Raw genomic sequence first — 19,581 nt, forward strand, 5'->3', positions numbered from 1 at the left:
TTGATAGTTTTTATAGTAAATAGATAAGTATATAACGTATGAGTCAAGTTTCGGAAGCTTCTTTTTCGGAAGAATTAGAGAATCAGGGGATAGATGGTAGTTTGGTCTTAGGACACCCATCTGGATTGTTTGTTTTGTTTTTTACAGAAATGTGGGAGCGTTTTTCCTTTTATGGAATGCGCGTTTTGTTGGTGTTGTTCCTTACGGCAGCTATTACAGGAGGCAATCCTGGTTTAGGATGGTCTGCAGAGAATGCGGGCGCATTATATTCTACTTATGCGATGTTGCTTTATATAACTCCTATTTTCGGAGGGATAATAGCGGATAGATTTATTGGGTACCGTTGGGCAGTGGTGATAGGTTCTATCGTTATGACTTTGGGACATGTGGCCATGTTTTTTGACGGTACGATTCCTTTATATTTGGGACTTACCTTATTAGTTGTGGGGACCGGTTTTTTCAAACCTAATATGACGTCTATTCTTTCGGAGATGTATAAAAAATTCCCACAGAAAAAAGATGGTGCTTATACTATCTTCTACATGGGGGTCAATGCTGGGGCCTTTTTTGGAATGATGCTTTGTGGTTATTTAGCGAGCAATTTAGGGTGGCATTATGGATTTGGATTAGCCGCTGTATTTATGGGCTTGGGAACCTTACAGTTTTGGTTGGCTAAACCTCTTTTTGGTAAAATCGGGGATGTTCCAACTAAGGAGGATAAAGTACAAAGTGTAGCTGATGATGTCGATAGTAAAAGAAACCCTTTTTCAACATTAGATTATATTTTAATAGGAATAACGACTGTTATAGGCCTATTATTCGCTTTTGATGCGCCACTCCACGTTATTGGAAACATAGATTTACTACCATCAGTAGATTTGTCATTTTTGGGGTTAGATACATTGAGAGGGATGTACGTATTAACGATAGCAGGCCTTTTGGTGTTCATAGGGTTGATTATATCTCGGCTTGTTCGTTATGAAAAAGTAGTGAGAGACAGAATGATTGCTGTAATCATTTTTGCCTTTTTTACGATTTTCTTCTGGATGAGTTTTGAACAAGGAGCTTCTTCATTAGTGATTTTTGCCAGAGATAATGTAGACCGGGCATTAGAGGGGACTTCTTTGACGGCTTTTAATACTTTTAATACGTTATTAACTGTTGTTCCATTAATCCTAATATCGTATGTTTTAATATTGTTGACGAAAAGAACTTGGAACAAAGCGCCTTCGACCAACATTGTATTAGCAATAACATTTTTGGTTGTATGGGGAGTAGCGGGATGGATGTTGTACAATGAATACACCAAAGAGGCGTCGGAAATCGAACCTTCATGGTTTTCTATCATGAATTCATTTTTCATTATCACATTTGCTTCATCAGTATCAAAAATATGGGACTCAAAATTCAATCCGCCAGCCGCTATTAAATATGGATTAGGCTTAATCATCATGGCAATTGGATTCGGATTATTGGCATATGGTTCTTATGGCATCCAAGAAGGTGTAAAAGTATCTATGCTTTGGTTGGTGTTAGCATACCTATTTCATACTTTAGGGGAGTTGTGTTTATCGCCGGTAGGCTTGTCTTACGTATCTAAGCTAGTGCCTGCTCGTATGATTGCATTTATGTTTGGTATGTGGTATCTAGCGATTGCAATCGGAAATAAGTTGGCCGCGTTATTGGGAGGACAGATAGAAAATATTACAGAAGCTTACTCGTTGAGCACCTTCTTTTTGATATTTACAATTGTACCTATTGTAGCAGGAATACTTGTGATGTTGCTACATCCCGTCTTGAAAAAATTAATGCACGGAGTGAAATAAAAAGTAAATGCCTTCCACATCGGAAGGCATTTTACGATTAGTTATATATTAGTTATGTCAATAGAGACACAGAAATCATTAGCGGAAGTTCAGAGCTTCGAAGGTAAATATCCGAAACAGATATGGAGTTTATTTTTCTCTGAAATGTGGGAGCGTTTTTGCTTCTATGGTATGCGAGGAATGTTGGTTTTCTTTATGATTACCCAATTGAACTTTGGTGAAAAAGAAGCAAATTTACAGTATGGTGCTACACAGGCATTTGTATACGCATTTACCTTTATCGGTGGATTGTTTGCCGATAAAATTTTAGGATTTAGGAAGTCTTTGTTTTGGGGTGGGTTGTTGATGATTGTTGGTAGTGTTTTGCTTGCGATCGACACGCATCAGTTTTTCTTTTTTGGTCTAGCATTCATTATTATAGGTACGGGTTTTTTCAAACCTAATATTTCTACAATGGTGGGTGAGCTCTATAAGGATGGAGATAGCCGAAGGGATGCTGGTTTTTCTCTTTTCTATGCCGGTATTAATTTAGGTGCTTTTTTAGGTGGCTATATCTGTGTGGCAATCGGTAAAGGGTATATGTTAAGTTCGGTTATTGATGAAGCACACCGCTGGAATGTGGCCTTTGGTCTTGCAGCAATAGGGATGTTGATCAGTTTGATTAATTTCCACTTTACGAAAAGGAGTCTGGGGCCTATTGGTTTACAGCCAGGACATCCGGATGCGATTGTGAAAACTTCAGCACTGCCCAAATGGGCGGAATATGCTGTTTATATCGGTACCCTTCTTTTGGTTCCATTGATTCAGGTTATGGTCTCTAAGACGGAGTATACGGATTATTTCATGTATACCATCGGCCCGCTGACATTGCTTTATCTTTTTTATGAAATGACGAAGGTAGAGAAGGTAGAACGACATAAGTTGATCGCTGCGCTTGTTTTCATTTTGTTCTCTATTGTATTTTGGGGTATATATGAGCAGAGTGGTGGTTCGTTAAGTATTTTTGCTGCAAAGAATTTGAATGATTCTGTATTGGGAGGTGCGTTCCACCTGGACCCTAATGGGGTGAATAATTCAGGAGGAGCATTTTTTATTATTTTATTGGCTCCTCTATTTGGACTGATGTGGATATGGTTGTCCAAGCGTAAATTGGAACCTAATACAATTATTAAATTTGGGTTAGGTTTTGTATTCTTGGGTTTGGGCTTCTATGTGTTGTATGCTACCCGTTTCTTTGCTATTGATGGAATGACTTCATTGGATATCTTTACGGTAGCCTTATTGGTTATTACCGTAGGAGAGTTGTGTCTGTCACCAATAGGACTATCCATTATGACGAAATTATCTCCTGCAAGATTACAGGGTATTATGATGGGGATGTGGTTTTTGGCTAGTGCTTACGGACAATATGTGGCAGGATTGATTGGCGCAAACATGGCTGAAGCACGAGAAGGAGATTCCTTAATGGATAAGTTGGTTACTTATACGGAAGGCTATAAACAGTTGGGATTGTATTCGTTGATCGCAGGTGCTATATTGATCGTATTGTCACCTTATATCAAGAAGCTGATGCATGGCGTCAATTAGGGGTATACAGAATCGCACTTTGCCATTAAATTTCTTATTTTTGCCTTTTATACTTTTATCATATAGTGGCTGACAGTATTGTAATAATTCCTACTTACAACGAGATTGAAAATATTGAGAATATTATTAGAAAGGTATTCTCACTTGAAGTTGATTTTGATATTTTAGTCGTTGATGACGGCTCTCCGGATGGTACAGCTGATGTAGTAAAGACCCTCATGGTGGAATATTCGAATCGACTTTTTATCGAGGAGCGTAGGGGCAAATTGGGACTGGGGACTGCATATATTCATGGCTTTAGATGGTCGTTGGCACGTAGTTATACATACGTCTTTGAGATGGATGCGGACTTTAGCCACAACCCAGAAGATCTGATTCGCTTACGCACAGCAGCATTGTCCGGTGCAGATATGGTGATAGGGTCACGCTATGTACGAGGGGTGAATGTAGTGAATTGGCCAATGAGCAGGGTGCTGATGTCATACTTCGCATCAGTGTATGTTCGATTGATTACGCGTATCAATATACAAGATGCTACGGCTGGCTTTGTTTGTTTCAATCGTAAAGTACTTGAAAAGTTGGATTTGGATAAAATAAAATTTGTAGGTTATGCCTTCCAGATCGAGATGAAATTTAAAGCCATTCAGTACGGTTTTAATGTTGTGGAGGTGCCTATTATATTTACAGATCGGACTCTTGGTGTATCGAAGATGAGTACCAAGATTTTCAGAGAAGCATTTTTTGGTGTTATACAGCTTAAACTGGAGAGTCTTTTAAAACCTTATAAGTGATGAATGAGAACCTAGATCCGAATCCTGAGAGAATGAATCCTACCGATAAGGAAATGGAGCGGGTCTTGCGTCCGCAGGCATTCGATGATTTTACAGGACAGGCTAAGATTTTAGAGAATCTGTCCATTTTTGTTCAGGCTGCAAAATTGAGGGGAGAGGCATTGGACCATGTGTTGTTGCACGGCCCTCCTGGATTGGGGAAAACGACCCTATCTCATATTATTGCCAACGAAATGGGGGTGGGGATCAAAATTACTTCGGGGCCTGTATTGGATAAACCAGGTGATCTGGCGGGGCTGCTGACGAATCTTGACGAAGGAGATATTTTATTTATTGACGAAATACACCGTTTGTCTCCAGTTGTGGAGGAGTATCTGTATTCGGCGATGGAGGATTTTAAGATAGATATCATGTTGGAAACAGGTCCGAATGCGAGGTCTGTGCAGATTTCTTTAAATCCTTTTACGTTGGTCGGAGCGACCACGCGATCAGGGCTACTGACGGCGCCACTGCGGGCTCGGTTTGGGATTAACTCTCGTCTACAGTATTATGATGCTAAGTTGCTGACGACAATCGTGCAGCGCTCAGCCAGTATATTACAGGCTGCTATTAGTGAAGAAGGAGCATACGAAATAGCACGTAGAAGTAGAGGTACCCCAAGGATAGCGAATGCGTTATTGAGAAGGACTCGAGATTTCGCCCAGATCAAAGGAAATGGCAGCATCGATAAAGCTATTGCTCAATATGCCCTGAATGCATTGAATGTCGATGAGCATGGATTGGACGAGATGGACAACCGTATATTATCGACGATTATAGATAAATTTAAAGGTGGTCCTGTGGGACTGAAAACCATTGCAACAGCTGTGGGGGAAGATGAAGGGACTATTGAAGAAGTGTATGAGCCATTTTTAATTCAAGAAGGGTATATTATGCGAACATCTCGTGGAAGAGAATGTACAGAAAGTGCTTATAAACATTTAGGGAAAATTCATTTTAATAAAGGAAATACCTTATTTTAGCTTTAAATCAGATATGTCTATGTGGAGAGCTATATTTGCTGTCGTTTTTGTTTTTGTAATCATTACGGTTAGGGCACAACCAGGATGTCCTCCACCTTTTGGTGTACAAAATGAGCTGAAAAAATATCACATTGCCGCAGGAGTGGGGTTGACCCATTTGTATGGCGATATCCATAAGGCGGGAACGCTTGGTAAAGCTCTTTTCATAAAGGGAGATTATCAGATAAAACGTGGATTGTATGCCGGTGTGGAAGGACAGTTCGGGATTTTGGAGGCTATGGAAGATAATATTTTAGCGAATAGTAATCGTTATGCAAAGAATAGCTATATGGCTGGTGGTCTTATGGTAACATTCCATCCTTTTGAATTCTTTGCTTTGGGTAATGGATTTCAAACCTCTGCGCTCGATGTTTTGAAAAATTCATTTTACGTCGGAGTGGGGGTATTGGGAATTATGAATAACTATAAAGATGATGTATTTCGGGACGAGGGATATTATCTTCTTGATTACAAGGGGCCTGTTCCTCCAGGGAATTATGGACCGATAGATCATTATAACGAAAAAGGAATTCCAGTGTTTAAAAAGAAAATCAATTCGGTAACGATTCCTACTGTTAACATCGGTTTTGCAGTACCTGTGAATAGACGCTACTCCAAATCAGGTAACTACTGGAGCGTACTTGTTAATGGACAGTTTAATTTTGCTAATAACGATTTGTTGGATGGCTATATGCCCTATGATGATCAGTTTAGAAGAATAGGTACGAAAAATGATATGTATACGATGTATTCGCTAGGAGCTAGGTATTCGTTTTAGTATAGGATAGCCTCTCTAGGCGATCATGTTGTCTTTAATCTTTCAGCTTCTTTAAGATTCTTAAACCTCTGCTTGATAAAGCGGGGGTATTTTTTTTCTCTAAGTCAAATTGGATCTGAATCCGTAATTCATGTGCAAGCCAGGGGTGTTTGACAACGAATGCCAGGAGTATGTCGTATGCGTTACAGCGTACGGCAATGGGGCAGTTGGTATCTGCTAATAGTTGAAAGGTCTTTTCGAGGAGTTTTTCTTCGTTATCTTCATCTGGAAGGTCTAATCCCTTTTTTGAAGCTTTGTGTAGCTCCAGGAGAAGTTTTGAGATGCTTCTTAAGACACTCCAATTCGTCGTAGTGATGTATAAGGTTGCAATCTGTTTCTGGTATCGATGGAGTAGATCGACAGAGGAGAGCAGGATGTGTTCTAATGCCCATGCTGCACGAAACGCAGCACGTTGGTTTTCTGTTGATGTGCTTACGCAAATCAATTCATCAATAGATATATGTTTTAAGATATCCTTATTAAGATCAGAAGCACCGTATTGGTACAGTGCTTCTGAAATAGTCTGGAACCGTTGGTTGTCCATTGTTTCTCTTAACGCCTCAAGGGACGGTCTTTATTTATCTCAGTCATATCTACCTCGTTCATGTTGGAGGAACCCAGTAAATGTTCGCTGAAGTAATCTGCCATTTTCCAGAAGAAATATTCTGTCATATCACCAAAGGCGTGGCGTTGTCCCGGTAATAACACAAAATCAAATCTTTTGTTTGCTTTGATAAGTGCATCTACCATACGTATGGAGTTGGCAGGGTGTACATTGTTGTCAATGTCTCCGGTGACGATTAATAGTTTGCCTTTTAAATTTTTAGCTAATTCGGTGTTTTTCTCAATCTGGTAGTTGAATGAGGTGTCTCCTTTTGCTGATACTTCTTCTTTAACACCGTGATGACGTTCGGACCACCATCTGTTATAGATGTTGTTTTCGTGGTTACCAGCTCCAGATACGGCTACCTTAAAGAAATCAGGATATACGAGCATAGCTGCAGTGGACATAAACCCACCTCCGGAGTGTCCTGTTATACCGACACGGTTGATGTCTATATAGGGATACTTGTTGGCTAGTTGTTCGGCTACCACTTTCTTGTCTTCTAAACCGTAATCCCTCAAATTTCCATAACCGTAAGTATGGTACCACTTTGAACGGGAAGGGTGTCCGCCCCGATTTCCTACGGAAATAACGATGAATCCCATTTGCGCTAAGCGGTCAATTCGATCCATCCCTCTGCCGAAGCTCTTATTTACGGCTTCTGTTTGAGGACCAGGATATACATACTCAATAATTGGATATGTTTTTGTCGAATCGAAGTCGAATGGTTTGTACATCACACCATATAGGTCGGTAATACCATCTCCTGCTTTGACTTTAAAAGGTTCGGGGAATTTGTATCCTGTTGCAAATAATTGGGATAGGTCTGCTTCTTCCAATTTCATGATTAGCTGACCTGAAGAGCTATAAAGATTGGTGGCCGGCTGTGTATTGACGCGTGAGAAGTTGTCAATGATATAGTTGCCACTTTCGCTGACAGCTACCTGATGATCGAAATCTCCAGGTGTTAATAATTTTGCGGCACCTCCATTCTTGTTGATCGAATAGTAGAATGTGTAATAAGGATCTATTCCTTTTTCTCTACCATTGGCTTTAAAAAACAGGTTTCCGGTAGATTCATGGTACGCTGTTAGTTCATCACAGTGGAAGTCTCCTTTTGTGATCTGGTGGATCAGCTTACCTTGTATATCGTACAGATAAAAATGTCCCCATCCATCGCGTTGAGACCAGTGTATGAATTGTTTACCATTGTTGACAAGTTTCGGCGCTTTGATATCTAGATATACATTGGCGCGTTCTTCGACAAGTACGCGGGTACTTCCATCGATATTTACGGCAATAACATCTATTTTTTTCAGGTCGCGACTTGAGCGTGCCATGTAAAACTCTTGGTCATTGCCAAGCCAGTAGTTGATGTAATGTTTGCCTTTGTAACTGGCTTTTGTTCTTTCTTGTCCCCATAGGCTCAAGGTTTGATTTTTAAAAGCTGCTATACTGATTTGTTTGGCTTGGTGTGTGTCGGTGTTAAATAGATATAACTCCGCTTCTGTAGAGTCCTTTTCGCCAGGCATCAAGTACTTGTAGGGCTCTAAGGTAGGACGTTTGCCACCGACATTGTTAATCACCCATAGATCGGATATCTCACGGTTGTCTTTTCTGGAAATGGCAAAGTGCTTTCCGTTTGGAGACCAGTTGAGCCATACCCCTTTACGTTTTTTTAATTCTTCTTCCTTTGACTTTTTGTCGGTCGTGGTGGTGCTGTATTGATCACCGCCCCAGGCATAATAAGGTACGCCATCGGTTGTAATTTGATGTTCGACGATAGTAGAGTCCTTTTCATCTTTGGATGCTTTCAGGTAATTATCATAATCCATCCAATAGAGGTTGTAATTTTTCGCAAAATACACACGGGTAGTGTCTGGATTAAAACTGGCCCAGCTTGGCTTGGCTTTTTCTTTGGTAGTATCGCTTATTTCTTTGAGCTGTTTGGATATAATGTTATATTCAAAGTGAAAAGTTTTACGTTTGACAGTATCTCTTTTGTTGGTTTGTTTTTGGATTTCCTCCTTACTCTTCACGGTATCTTTGGTGCTTTGTACCTCAAAACGGATTAGATTTTCATTGTCCATAAAACGGAGATTCTGTAGAGAAAGATGCTGAGCATCGAATGGATTACGGACTATCGAGGTGACTTTTGCTGCCATTTCAGCATTGTCAAATAGATTGGTTTTTTTTCGTGCGCTCGGGTCAACCAGGTACCAGTTTTTACCCGATGGGGTGGTATATTCATACCAAAACTTGTCACTGTAATTAATCCAGTTTGGTGTCACTTCGGTTGAAAAGATTAAACTTCTCAATTTGTGGGGAGCAAACTTAGCCGCTTGCTGATAGTTCGGTTTAATTGCTTTCTCTATCTCTTGAGTATGTCCCAAGGTGACATATAAGGCTAATATACCTAATAAATAATACTTCATGCCAAATGAAAATGTTAATAATTTAGGAGGGCTAAAATATCCTTTTATTTAGGGAGAAACGATGGAAGCCTGTAATATTTTTGATAGCTAGAAGAACTTCTCATTGAAGTTTACCAAGAATAATTCTTTTGTAGCTCGGGTAATACCGGTGTAAAGCCATCTCAGAAACTCGGTGTTTAGCATTTCATCGGTCATATAGCCTTGATCTACAAATACGAGGGGCCATTGGCCGCCCTGTGCTTTATGGCAGGTGATGGCGTAAGCAAATTTGATTTGTAAAGCATTGTAATAGGGGTCTTTTTTTATAGCCTCCATTCTGTCCTTTTTTTGTGGGATATCTTCATAGTCTCGAGCTATAGATTCGTAGAGCTGTTGCTGTTGTTCATAAGGTAGGGAAGGGGCATCAACGTGCAAGCTGTCTAGGTTGACACGGCAGCGTATGGCATCGCCTTCATTATTATCTGTAAATTCAAGATAGAGATCGGCAAAACGAAAACCGTGCATCTCATGGATATTGCCTACTTTTCTGATGACTGCCATGTCTCCATTAGCTATAAAGCCAGTATGTGTTTCGTCATGCTGTTGTAACCAGTAGTAGTTGTTTTTGACGACCATGATTCGGTCAGAACCTGTTATCTCTTCCTCTCTGAATAAAATTTGATTGCGGATATGTTTGTTGTATAGATTGGCTGATTTGTTGGATCGGCAGATGACCATGCAATTTTCAATATCGAATTTGTCATAAGCATAATGTAGTCCTTCGATAAGCCTGTCGCCATTCATTCTGAAAATATCATTAAATGATTTGGTGACGAATTGAGGAAATGTGTATTGGGGCGATTCTTCATCGAGGCGAATCTCATTCCTGATTTTTGTAGCATTAAACAATATACCTGATGCTTTGTCCTGACGGACAACATCTGTCAATTCATATAGGTAAATGTGAAATCCAAATTCGGATTGTATAAAATCTGGATTTAAAGCAGGGCTGTTGTCTAGTCCAACAGGAGGCAATTGGGCACTGTCGCCTACGAGCATTAAACAACAGTTTTTGCCGGATTGTACATAGGTTATCAAGTCGCTGAGTAGCCCGCTGGAGAACATATTAAATCCCTCGGTGGTGATCATGGAAGCTTCGTCTACTATAAACAGGGTGTTTTCATGGAGGTTTTCGGCGAGTTCGAAATCCATCTGAAGGGACGTGACACTGCGTTTTCTGTAGATTTTTTTATGTATCGTCAATGCATTCCTGCCTGAATAAGATCCCATCACCTTGGCTGCCCGTCCAGTGGGGGCCAATAATACTGTTTTTTTTCGTATAGCTGGAAGACTTTTGACTAATGTACTTATTATTGTGGTTTTACCTGTACCGGCATATCCTTTAAGAATAAAGCAGGAGGCTTCTGAAAAAGTGTGCAGAAATTCCGACAACAGTCCAAAGACTTCCTTTTGTTGATCGGTAGGGGGCCAGCTGAATTGTTGTAAAAGTAAATTGTTGATGAACACGTCCAAAGTTATCTAAAAAGGTTTGGCATTTCAATTGTAAAAGCTAATTTTGTTTGATTGGACGATTTACCTCTATCTTAAAAATTTATACACATGCATTATATAGCAGCCGATTTTTATCTACACTACGTGTCAAATTATTCACTCCTTATTCAGAGTGATTTTCAAACTGACCACTTGATAGTGCTGGATGAAGATAGGCAGGTGTTGGTCTATATGGCTTATGATAACCTAAGTCCTTCTGCGGAGGCAACGAAGATGTTGAGCCTGCCATTTAAGAATGTATCTATAAATCTTCCACACCAAGGGCTGATATGGGTACCTTCGGATGTATACCATGAAACAGAAAAGAATTTGTATGTGGATTATTTTATGGATAGTCAAGTTGAGCATATTATGACAAGTAATATTTCTGTTTTGGGAATCACTGCTTTGTATCAATACGAACGTTCTTTGCTCAATCGTTGGAAAAAGATATTTCCAGAGGCTGGTTTTACGCCCTGTTTTGAGGTTGTTATCAATCAGGTTCAAAGCTATATCCCTATTCAGGGTGAGGTTCTCGGTGTTCATATTTATGATGATCAGGCTGATTTGTTCTTGTTCATAAATGGGGAGATGCGATTGTATAATACATTTGAAGTGGCTACTGCGGATGATCTTAGCTACTTTGTACTGAATGTGTTTAACAATTTTTCTATTAAAGGGAAAATATCGAAGATCTTATTGAGTGGAGCATCTAGGGAGTCTGAATGGTTTGCCCGTTTGGATAGATATGCAGAATGGGTCGATATGATTCAAGCGAAAGACAAGTGGTCCGTAGCGGATGGTGATGTGGAACGAGCATTGGAAGCATTGAATGTTTTAGCGGATAGTGTGTCATGCGTATAATTGGAGGAACATTGGGAGGAATTAGGCTTAATCCTCCAACTAATTTGCCGGTGCGTCCAACCACGGATATTGCTAAAGAGGCTTTGTTTAATATATTGCAGCAATATGTCGATTGGGATGGGCTTAGCTGTCTAGACTTATTTTGCGGTACTGGAAATATTTCGTTTGAATTAGCTTCTAGAGGAGTAAAAGAGGTGCTATCTGTCGATATTCATAACAAGTGTCTACTGTATGTGCGTGATATAGCGAGTAAGCACAATCTTGAAGCTATACGTACGCGTAAAGCAGATGTGGTTAAGTTTGTACAGAGTTGTGGCGATTCGTTTGATTTTGTTTTTGCGGATCCACCGTATGATATCGGTGTGCTGCCCCAGTTGCCAGAGTTGATCCTGTCCAACGGTCTTTTAAATCCGGGAGGAGTTTTAGTTGTGGAACATCCCACTATGCGCAAATTAGGACAACATGCTTTACATGTTGAGACTAGGAAATATGGAAATTCCTCTTTTAGTTTTTATAAGCAGCCTGATTTGCAACCTTAGGCTGATAGTTTGGAATAATAAGTATTATTGATTTTGTTTCGATATGAAAGTAGCAGTTTTCCCAGGTTCATTTGATCCCTTTACTTATGCGCATCAGGATTTAGTGGATCGCTCTTTAACGCTGTTTGATAAAGTTTATATTGCTGTAGGGGTCAATGCTTCTAAGAAGGGGCTTATGACCTACGAGGAGCGAAAATTGGCTATCGAAGAACTGTATAGAGGAGACTCGAGAGTGGTTGTGGATCTCTTTACCGGATTGACAGTTGATTATTGTCAGAAAGTAGGAGCCAACTTTATCCTGAGGGGATTGCGGAATACGAAGGACTTTGAATATGAAGATACGATAGCGCAAAACAACCTTATACTGGCTCCGGGTATAGAAACTTATTTCCTGATAAGTCGTAGTGGTACGGCTCATATCTCTTCAACCATTGTTCGTGATATTCTCGGAAATGGAGGATCTGTCAATAAGTTGGTCCCTCCTGCGGTGCTGGCGTTTTTAAAGGCTAGGTCCTGAAGAACTTTATTTTCTTGCCTTTGATCTTACCGTTTTCAGTATTTTTGATGATGGTTGTCAGCAAATGTCTTTTTATGGCAATATAAGACTCTTTGTCTTTTACTTCAATCAGACCTATATCTGTCTTTTCCAATCCTTCCATTTGTAGCATATATCCAACGATATCTATTTTATTTACCTTATCTTTTTTACCATAAGGGATGTATACGGTTGCATAAGGGGTATTGTCCGGAAGCGGATACCTGTCTTCTAAGATGATCTCTTCGGTGTCGTCTGGAAGATAGGCGAAATGATCTTCAGGTTTTAACATAATGACAACTTGTCCAGCATTGTTCATGCGTGCTGTTCGTCCGTTTCGATGTATAAATGCGTCTTCTTTGTTAGGCAGCTGATAATGTATGATTGTGTCAATCTGAGGAATGTCCAATCCTCTCGCTGCCAGGTCGGTAGTGATGAGTATCCTGTTGCTGTTATTCCTGAATTTAAGTATTGCCAATTCCCGATCACGTTGTTCTAGCCCACCGTGAAACATATCGTGGATGAGTCCTCTGTCTTCTAATAGCTCACTGATATGGTCGACTGCATCTCGGTGGTTACAAAATATCAGTATCTTTTGGTTCTCTAGGCTGCATATTAGGTTGAATAGTGTCTGTAATTTGTATTGTGGCGGACATACTGTCTTTTTGAAATGTATAGCAGGTTTGTTTTCTATGTCTGCTAAGAAGTCTAATTTTATGGGGTTGTTCAATTTGAGAACAGAGGGGAAATCATCTAGATCGGTAGCGGATGTCAATATTTTACGCTGAATAGCAGTACATGCGGAGATGATTCTTTCCAGTTGATCTAGGAAACCCAGTTCTAGCGATTTGTCAAACTCATCCAATACTAGGGTGTGGATACTGTCTGTTGAAAAATGTTTGTGATCCAGGTGGTATATGATACGTCCAGGAGTACCTATTAAGATACCAGGAGCCTCTTTCAATGCATTTCTCTCTGTCTTCGTGTCGTGCCCTCCATAGCAACATACTGTTTTATGGCCTTTTATGACTGTTTTGATAACAAATTCTATTTGTAAAGCCAGTTCGCGTGTAGGAACGACTATGAGGACTTGTACTTCATTTTTTTTGTTTATAATTAACTGCTCTATTAAGAGGCTAAAAGCTAGTGTCTTACCCGAGCCGGTGGGTGATAATAATAGGAGATCTTGTGCTGGAGTGAATTGCGACAAGGTCTGTTTCTGCATATTATTAAGATCTTCGATCTGTAGTCTTTTTAACAGTGCTGATAATTCCATGGCGCAAAGATACTTTTTTCTACCTATTATCTGTCGAATAAGATGTTGCTGTAGTTAATAATGGTTTGTTTTTTGGCATGGGTTTTGTTTGTTATCTAGTATTCATAATTTAGGTTAATAATTGGTTAGTAAAAAAGCGTTCAATCTCCCCGATTGAACGCTTTTTTATGATATAGTATGTAAGCTCTGTATGGATATTTCATATATAATTTCTATTTTTGAATTATAGGCCATATATTAGTGTTAATAATACACTAAGTGTTAGCTGTGTTTGATCATAACCTTATAAAAGAAAATGAGTTTAATTATCGATGTACATGCGCGCCAGATTTTAGATTCGCGCGGAAATCCAACAATTGAAGTTGATGTAACCACACAAAATGGTTTTGTGGGAAGAGCTGCTGTTCCTTCTGGAGCATCTACAGGTGTTCACGAAGCGGTCGAGTTGCGTGATGGCGATAAGGCAAAATACCTTGGTAAAGGTGTTTTGAAGGCGGTAGAGAATGTTAATACAGTTATAGCGAAAGCTTTGGAAGGTGTTGATGTTTTTGAACAAAACGCAATTGATAAGATCATGATTGATCTTGATGGTACAGAGAATAAAGGTAAGTTAGGTGCTAATGCTATTTTAGGTGTGTCTCTAGCTGTTGCAAAAGCTGCTGCTCAGGAGTCCCGTCAGCCGTTATATCGTTATATCGGAGGTGTCAATGCGAATACATTGCCTATTCCAATGATGAATATCATTAATGGTGGATCGCACTCTGATGCTCCTATCGCTTTTCAGGAATTTATGATCATGCCTGTTGGGGCACCTTCTTTTTCCGAAGCCTTGCGCTGGGGAACAGAAGTGTTTCATAGTCTTAAAAAGATCTTGCACGATCGAGGTCTGTCTACTGCAGTAGGGGATGAAGGTGGTTTTGCTCCAACTTTTGAGGGTACTGAGGATGCTATTGAGACGGTGTTGAAAGCTATTGAGTCGGCAGGTTATAAACCGGGGTCGGATATTTGTCTGGCTTTAGATTGCGCTGCATCTGAGTTTTTTGTAAATGGAAAATACGATTATACGAAATTTGAAGGCGATAAGGGAGCTGTGCGTAGTTCGGAAGAACAGGCTGCTTATCTAGCCGAGTTGTCCGAAAAATATCCTATCATTTCAATCGAGGATGGAATGCAAGAGGATGATTGGGCCGGTTGGAAGTTGTTGACGGATAAAATCGGAGGACGTGTACAATTGGTAGGTGACGATCTGTTTGTGACAAATACAAAACGTCTTCAACAAGGTATCGATACAAATACCGCCAATTCTATCTTGGTTAAGGTAAATCAGATCGGATCGTTGACAGAAACGATTAATGCGGTTACTCTTGCTCAAAATAGTGGTTATACCTCTGTCATGTCTCACCGCTCGGGCGAAACAGAAGATTTTACAATTGCTGATTTGGCCGTAGCTTTAAACTGTGGTCAGATTAAAACTGGTTCGGCTTCACGTTCGGATCGTATGGCAAAATATAATCAATTGTTGCGTATCGAAGAAGAGCTTGGTGCAAATGCTAGATTCATCGGAAAAGATTTTAAATTTGCTATCAAATAAAACAAAAAAGGGGCGATCGCCCCTTTTTTGTTTTATTTGATAAAAGTATACAGTGATGGGGGCTTGTTTTTTATCCAAAAGTTTATTTAACTTTAGATGTAAAGTCCGATCATAGTGTTATTTTTGCGTTATGGAAAGAATAGTATCTTTAGTTAAGAATAGATTTCTCATATCAGGCGTTGCTTTTTTAATATGGATGTGTTTTTTTGACAGGTATGATTTTGCTACTCAAATTGGCTATCAACAGGAGAGAAATAAATTAGAGCTGGAAAAAGAGTTTTATTCTACTGAAACAGATAATATCGAAAAAGCAATTAAAGATGCGCAGTTCAATCCTGGAGAAATACAACGTATAGCTCGAGAAAGGTATAAAATGAAAAAGGCAAACGAGGATGTGTATGTAATATCTGAGGTGGATCCTGACTAGTTTTTTGCTGTTTCTGAAATTGAGGTGAACGGCCTCTCCTTTTGATAATCCCAATCTTTTCTTAATTCTGTTAATTTGTGCTTATTGTGTATGTGCGCTGTAGATTGTTTTTCTATATTCTCTCCTTTAGAAGAACCAGTTACCATGATGAATAAGGTACTGATGAGCCATGCTATTAAATTTTTCATTGTTAGGGCGTATTGCTGTATTCAAAAATAGATAGATTGGAAAACTGTTGGCAGCGGTTTTAGGCGAGTATTCTATAAAGATCGGTGAGTCGAGGTTTATGTTCGGTAAAGACATCGTTTTGGACTGCACGGGAGAAGAAATTCCTTATTTGGTGTTTTGGAATAAGTGGGAATAGGTAGACGAAATAATTATATATAAAAAAGGCTAATCTTCTGATTAGCCTTTTGTACCTAGGGCGGGAATCGAACCCGCACTCCCTTAACGGGAACAGGATTTTAAGTCCTGCGTGTCTACCAGTTCCACCACCTAGGCAACTGAGCGAAAGACGAGATTCGAACTCGCGACCCCAACCTTGGCAAGGTTGTGCTCTACCAACTGAGCTACTTTCGCTTGACGTGATGCAAAGATAGACAGAAAAATGAAAAAGTAAAATTTTTATATTCTTAATTTTTGTATGTTCCTGTAAGCGGCTCAATTTGTGTGGATTAATTTTTGATGTGATCAACAAATTCTTCGTTAGCGGCGGTTTATGCATGGTTTTTGCGTAAATTTGAATATTGAATCGATAGAAAGATATGAAGTACTTAGGTTTCCTTGTTTTTTTCTTTATTTTTTGTTCCGTAAAAGTGTACGCAGATACTTATCCTGAGGTGGTATTTGATAACAGTTTGGTGAAGGGAAGTTACGCAAAAAGTCGTGTGCAATACGCAGGAGCAAGTTGGGTGGAGAATGTAAATGGGCATCTTTTGGTTTCTGACACGTTGTTTTTTACACCTGGTAATGCGCTGTCTCTTCGCTATTTGTCGAATGAGCAAGGGCATTGGGATGTCAGTCTACGTTATAGCCGTCAGAAATATCATTATAGATTTTCTAATAAAGATTTTTTAAGTATACGGATATATATAAAGTCGGAGCATACCAAGCTTGCTGATCTGCCTAGAATATACATCGGACAGCGAGATAAAGTTTCTGATACATTGGATATCAGTTCCTATGTGGAGGATTTTGAAGTAGGTAAGTGGTTGCAGGTCAAGGTACCTACGAAAGAGTTCAAGATTGTAAATCTAGAGGAGCCTATTAATGGTATACATTTTATTCAGAATGTCGCTTCTAGTGATCTACATCACATATTTATCGATCAGGTGGAGTTTTTGCCTGCCAAGTATTCGGAAGTCAAGTTAAGTACTAATGCGGTATTAACAGATGCTATTGGATACGATCGTATCGTTCATCTGAAATGGCAACTTCCTTTGACTCCCAGTATACGGTATATAAAAATATACAGGTCGGAAGACGGTGAAGTGTTTAGGCCTATTGGGATAAGGCCCGTTCAAATGCAGTCTTGTCTTGATATCGTTCCAGTAGTAGGGCAGAAGTATTTTTATAAGATAACATGGATGGATTATAACTATGAGGAATCATTGTTTTCTGCAGTTAAGGAAGCATCAACAAAACGTATGGAAAACGATGCCTTGATTACACTTATACAAATGACGCATATCAATTACTTTGTCGAGAATTTCGACATCAATAGCGGTATGTATATGCCCTATCGTTCCAAAGAGAAAGCCATTGTTTCTACCAAAGAAACAGCTCCTGCTGTGCTGGCACTGCTGATCGGCGTAGAACGAAAGTTTATCAACAGGCAGCTTGCTTTCAACAGGATTTCGAAGATGACTTATTTTCTCTTGCGAGCGCAGAATAAATACGGGGTTTTTCCGTCTTATTTTGACGGCAGAAAGGGAGTGCCCGAGTATAGAAGGGGTTTTTCTTCTTATGACGTCAATGGAACGGCTTCGTTGATCGAAGCACTCTTGATTGCTAGACAATATTTTGCAGCAGATAATGAGAGCGAGAGGGATTTGCGAAGTCGTATAACGGCACTTTACGATAATGTAAATTGGCAAAAATTGGTAGTAGAAAACAGCAATAATATTCTTCGATCTAAGTTAAGTTTGATGGAAGAAGAGGTTTCGGAACTACCTGTTGCGGCTTCTCTTCTGTCTGGTCCAAATGATGCGATTAATACTTATTTGTTGGCCATAGGATCCTCTAAGTATCCACTGCCTATTGATGCCTATCGTAATGGTGTGTATAATAGATATGACGTCCGAAGGTATGAACATATCGAAGAATTGGATACGGATATTTATTCCGATAGTGTCAGACAGGACGTTTATAATCCACTTCCTTTTATGAGAGAGAGATTTGATACGGTAGCGGGTCTGTCGGTGATGCAGCCGTCGACACAGTTTGGTGTGTATTTGCCCTTGGGGGAAATTGGCGGAAGTCTTATGGATTTGTACAAGCCATTTCTGACTATAGAACCGCGAGAACTAAAAGATAGTTTGATGGACTGGGATAAGGTCTTGAATTCCTATATCCAATATGTTAAACGAAGGGACAACGAGTCAGGGGTCGGGACGACGAACAGTGATATTTGGGGGTTTTATCAACATAGAGATAGTATTGGGAACTATAGAATAAATCCGGCTATCGCACCATCGTCTATTATTGCTGACAAAGAATTAGGTGTAGCATCGGTATTAGCCTTATATAGTCAATATGGCCATATCTTGTTTACGGAGTATGGTTTTAGGTCTTGGCTGGACTTGCGGAATGATGATGTGTCTGATGAATATTTGGCGCTCAATCAGGGTGCTATAGCTGTTATGCTGGAGAATGCCAAGACAGGCCTGATCTGGAAGCTTTACAAAGAGATTCCGGAGTTGAAAAGGATAAGAAAAGAATTGTTTTTTACACAGAAAGAAGACGTTAACTAAAATTTGTATATATTAGTTTGTGTTTTTGGATAGATCGTTATAATAAGTTATATGAAGAAAATCTTTTTATTTTCAGTGAGTGCTGCTGTTCTTTTTTTTGCAGCTTGTAAACAACAGCAGATTGTTGTAAATCCTGGTGCTGTTGTATCTAAGGACGGGACAGATGATGGTTTGAAAAATGTTAAAAGTGAGTTTGAGGACGCTTCTAGAACCGATGAAGGAATCAAGTTTACCTTGTCGTCGGATGTGCTGTTCCCAACTAATTCGTCTTACTTGACGGACAAGGCTAAAGTGGAGCTGACAAAATTAGCAAAGCTGATGAAGGATGATAAGTCGAAGAAGATTCGTGTAGATGGACATACTGATGCTACTGGTGAAGAGGGGTATAATGTGTGGTTGTCGGATAAACGCGCCGCTTCCGTGAAGAAATATCTGGAAGAGGCAGGAGTATCTGGAGGAAGGATATCGACGAAAGGATTTGGACCTTCTAAGCCGGTAGCAGATAATAAAACTGCTGATGGAAGACAAAAGAACAGAAGGGTAGAGGTGACTATCCTGAAGTGATGAAAAGATATATCTGTGGATAACAAAAAGGTTGTATAAATATATTTATACAACCTTTTTGTTTAAAGGACAACTGTTGCGTAATCCTATGAAATAAATAATAGAACCTAAGATGGGTAGGAAAAGCATCAATAGGATCAGTAAGATGCTGTCTGTGTTTTT

The 19,581-nt window shown here is 39.6% G+C and carries 17 protein-coding genes and 2 tRNA genes; 12 read left to right on the forward strand and 7 right to left on the reverse strand.

The genetic code is table 11. From position 1 onward, the window contains the following. The first annotated feature begins 38 nt into the window (after window positions 1-38). The 5 genes from M472_RS32610 (at window position 39) to M472_RS32630 (ending at window position 6,043) form a co-directional block, all read left to right on the forward strand. The gene (locus M472_RS32610; protein WP_021070100.1) at window positions 39-1,826 is read left to right on the forward strand and encodes a peptide MFS transporter; all 1,788 of its coding nucleotides are present in this window, start codon (window positions 39-41) and stop codon (window positions 1,824-1,826) included. A 54-nt stretch (window positions 1,827-1,880) separates the two neighbouring features. Continuing rightward, window positions 1,881-3,413, forward strand: coding sequence for a peptide MFS transporter (locus tag M472_RS32615; protein ID WP_021070101.1), 1,533 nt, complete (start codon window positions 1,881-1,883; stop codon window positions 3,411-3,413). Between the two features lie 65 nt (window positions 3,414-3,478). Continuing rightward, window positions 3,479-4,204: a polyprenol monophosphomannose synthase gene (locus M472_RS32620; RefSeq protein ID WP_021070102.1), complete on the forward strand. Its 726-nt coding sequence runs from the start codon at window positions 3,479-3,481 to the stop codon at window positions 4,202-4,204. After that, window positions 4,204-5,226, forward strand: coding sequence for a Holliday junction branch migration DNA helicase RuvB (gene ruvB, locus M472_RS32625; protein ID WP_021070103.1), 1,023 nt, complete (start codon window positions 4,204-4,206; stop codon window positions 5,224-5,226). The genes M472_RS32620 and ruvB overlap by 1 nt, the downstream gene beginning before the upstream one ends. Before the next feature lie 19 nt (window positions 5,227-5,245). Next, complete coding sequence (locus tag M472_RS32630; protein ID WP_021070104.1) at window positions 5,246-6,043, forward strand: hypothetical protein; 798 nt, start codon at window positions 5,246-5,248, stop codon at window positions 6,041-6,043. A gap of 34 nt (window positions 6,044-6,077) precedes the next feature. Here M472_RS32630 and M472_RS32635 read toward each other — a convergent pair whose 3' ends face one another. The 3 genes from M472_RS32635 to M472_RS32645 all read right to left on the reverse strand — a co-directional run bounded on the left by M472_RS32635 (window position 6,078) and on the right by M472_RS32645 (window position 10,627). Beyond that, window positions 6,078-6,626, reverse strand: coding sequence for a hypothetical protein (locus tag M472_RS32635; protein ID WP_021070105.1), 549 nt, complete (start codon window positions 6,624-6,626; stop codon window positions 6,078-6,080). An 8-nt stretch (window positions 6,627-6,634) separates the two neighbouring features. Then, entirely contained in the window at window positions 6,635-9,121 is a 2,487-nt protein-coding gene (locus M472_RS32640; protein ID WP_021070106.1) for a S9 family peptidase, read from the reverse strand. Between the two features lie 87 nt (window positions 9,122-9,208). Then, complete coding sequence (locus M472_RS32645; protein WP_021070107.1) at window positions 9,209-10,627, reverse strand: ATP-dependent DNA helicase; 1,419 nt, start codon at window positions 10,625-10,627, stop codon at window positions 9,209-9,211. Window positions 10,628-10,720: 93 nt separating this feature from the next. Here M472_RS32645 and M472_RS32650 point away from each other — a divergent pair, with 93 nt between their 5' ends. The 3 genes from M472_RS32650 to coaD are packed head-to-tail and all read left to right on the forward strand — an operon-like array spanning window position 10,721 to window position 12,571. Next, window positions 10,721-11,515: a DUF3822 family protein gene (locus tag M472_RS32650; RefSeq protein ID WP_021070108.1), complete on the forward strand. Its 795-nt coding sequence runs from the start codon at window positions 10,721-10,723 to the stop codon at window positions 11,513-11,515. Then, window positions 11,506-12,054 (forward strand): RsmD family RNA methyltransferase, encoded by a 549-nt coding sequence (locus M472_RS32655; protein ID WP_021070109.1) that lies wholly within the window; start codon window positions 11,506-11,508, stop codon window positions 12,052-12,054. Before M472_RS32650 ends, M472_RS32655 begins: the two co-directional genes overlap by 10 nt. 43 nt (window positions 12,055-12,097) lie before the next feature. Next, window positions 12,098-12,571, forward strand: a complete 474-nt coding sequence (gene coaD / locus M472_RS32660) for a pantetheine-phosphate adenylyltransferase (RefSeq protein WP_021070110.1) — start codon at window positions 12,098-12,100, stop codon at window positions 12,569-12,571. Here coaD and M472_RS32665 read toward each other — a convergent pair. Then, window positions 12,561-13,865 carry a DEAD/DEAH box helicase gene (locus M472_RS32665; protein ID WP_021070111.1) on the reverse strand — a complete coding sequence of 435 codons (1,305 nt, stop codon included), beginning with the start codon at window positions 13,863-13,865 and terminating at the stop codon, window positions 12,561-12,563. The genes coaD and M472_RS32665 overlap by 11 nt on opposite strands. Before the next feature lie 295 nt (window positions 13,866-14,160). Between M472_RS32665 and eno the strand changes: the two genes are divergently transcribed. Both eno and M472_RS0122660 read left to right on the forward strand, forming a co-directional pair. Then, window positions 14,161-15,456, forward strand: coding sequence for a phosphopyruvate hydratase (eno, locus tag M472_RS32670; RefSeq protein WP_021070112.1), 1,296 nt, complete (start codon window positions 14,161-14,163; stop codon window positions 15,454-15,456). Between the two features lie 130 nt (window positions 15,457-15,586). Further along, on the forward strand, window positions 15,587-15,883 hold the full coding sequence (locus M472_RS0122660; protein ID WP_022829324.1) for an FtsB family cell division protein: 297 nt from the start codon (window positions 15,587-15,589) through the stop codon (window positions 15,881-15,883). Here the strand turns inward: M472_RS0122660 and M472_RS32675 are convergent. The 3 genes from M472_RS32675 to M472_RS32685 form a co-directional block, all read right to left on the reverse strand. Beyond that, window positions 15,880-16,071 carry a hypothetical protein gene (locus M472_RS32675; RefSeq protein WP_021070114.1) on the reverse strand — a complete coding sequence of 64 codons (192 nt, stop codon included), beginning with the start codon at window positions 16,069-16,071 and terminating at the stop codon, window positions 15,880-15,882. The genes M472_RS0122660 and M472_RS32675 overlap by 4 nt on opposite strands. A gap of 228 nt (window positions 16,072-16,299) precedes the next feature. After that, window positions 16,300-16,384, reverse strand: a tRNA-Leu gene (locus M472_RS32680). Window positions 16,385-16,389: 5 nt separating this feature from the next. Further along, window positions 16,390-16,462, reverse strand: a tRNA-Gly gene (locus M472_RS32685). A gap of 185 nt (window positions 16,463-16,647) precedes the next feature. On the opposite strand from M472_RS32685, the gene M472_RS32690 reads away from it, so the two are divergent. Both M472_RS32690 and M472_RS32695 read left to right on the forward strand, forming a co-directional pair. Then, window positions 16,648-18,855, forward strand: coding sequence for a glucoamylase family protein (locus M472_RS32690; RefSeq protein ID WP_021070115.1), 2,208 nt, complete (start codon window positions 16,648-16,650; stop codon window positions 18,853-18,855). A 51-nt stretch (window positions 18,856-18,906) separates the two neighbouring features. Then, complete coding sequence (locus M472_RS32695; protein ID WP_021070116.1) at window positions 18,907-19,419, forward strand: OmpA family protein; 513 nt, start codon at window positions 18,907-18,909, stop codon at window positions 19,417-19,419. Window positions 19,420-19,581 lie beyond the last annotated feature (162 nt).

It is taken from the genome of Sphingobacterium paucimobilis HER1398 (assembly GCF_000416985.1).
In the GTDB taxonomy this organism is placed as follows: domain Bacteria; phylum Bacteroidota; class Bacteroidia; order Sphingobacteriales; family Sphingobacteriaceae; genus Sphingobacterium; species Sphingobacterium paucimobilis.

Bases quoted from the DNA above. Each gene is read 5' to 3' on its own strand.
- M472_RS32610 (WP_021070100.1), top strand. From the start codon at position 39: ATGAGTCAAGTTTCGGAAGCTTCTTTTTCGGAAGAATTAGAGAATCAG.
- M472_RS0122660 (WP_022829324.1), top strand. From the start codon at position 15,587: ATGGAAAGAATAGTATCTTTAGTTAAGAATAGATTTCTCATATCAGGC.
- coaD (WP_021070110.1), top strand. From the start codon at position 12,098: ATGAAAGTAGCAGTTTTCCCAGGTTCATTTGATCCCTTTACTTATGCG.
- M472_RS32650 (WP_021070108.1), top strand. From the start codon at position 10,721: ATGCATTATATAGCAGCCGATTTTTATCTACACTACGTGTCAAATTAT.
- M472_RS32665 (WP_021070111.1), bottom strand. From the start codon at position 13,865: ATGGAATTATCAGCACTGTTAAAAAGACTACAGATCGAAGATCTTAAT.
- M472_RS32640 (WP_021070106.1), bottom strand. From the start codon at position 9,121: ATGAAGTATTATTTATTAGGTATATTAGCCTTATATGTCACCTTGGGA.
- M472_RS32655 (WP_021070109.1), top strand. From the start codon at position 11,506: ATGCGTATAATTGGAGGAACATTGGGAGGAATTAGGCTTAATCCTCCA.
- M472_RS32615 (WP_021070101.1), top strand. From the start codon at position 1,881: ATGTCAATAGAGACACAGAAATCATTAGCGGAAGTTCAGAGCTTCGAA.
- eno (WP_021070112.1), top strand. From the start codon at position 14,161: ATGAGTTTAATTATCGATGTACATGCGCGCCAGATTTTAGATTCGCGC.
- M472_RS32695 (WP_021070116.1), top strand. From the start codon at position 18,907: ATGAAGAAAATCTTTTTATTTTCAGTGAGTGCTGCTGTTCTTTTTTTT.
- M472_RS32675 (WP_021070114.1), bottom strand. From the start codon at position 16,071: ATGAAAAATTTAATAGCATGGCTCATCAGTACCTTATTCATCATGGTA.
- M472_RS32635 (WP_021070105.1), bottom strand. From the start codon at position 6,626: ATGGACAACCAACGGTTCCAGACTATTTCAGAAGCACTGTACCAATAC.
- ruvB (WP_021070103.1), top strand. From the start codon at position 4,204: ATGAATGAGAACCTAGATCCGAATCCTGAGAGAATGAATCCTACCGAT.
- M472_RS32630 (WP_021070104.1), top strand. From the start codon at position 5,246: ATGTGGAGAGCTATATTTGCTGTCGTTTTTGTTTTTGTAATCATTACG.
- M472_RS32690 (WP_021070115.1), top strand. From the start codon at position 16,648: ATGAAGTACTTAGGTTTCCTTGTTTTTTTCTTTATTTTTTGTTCCGTA.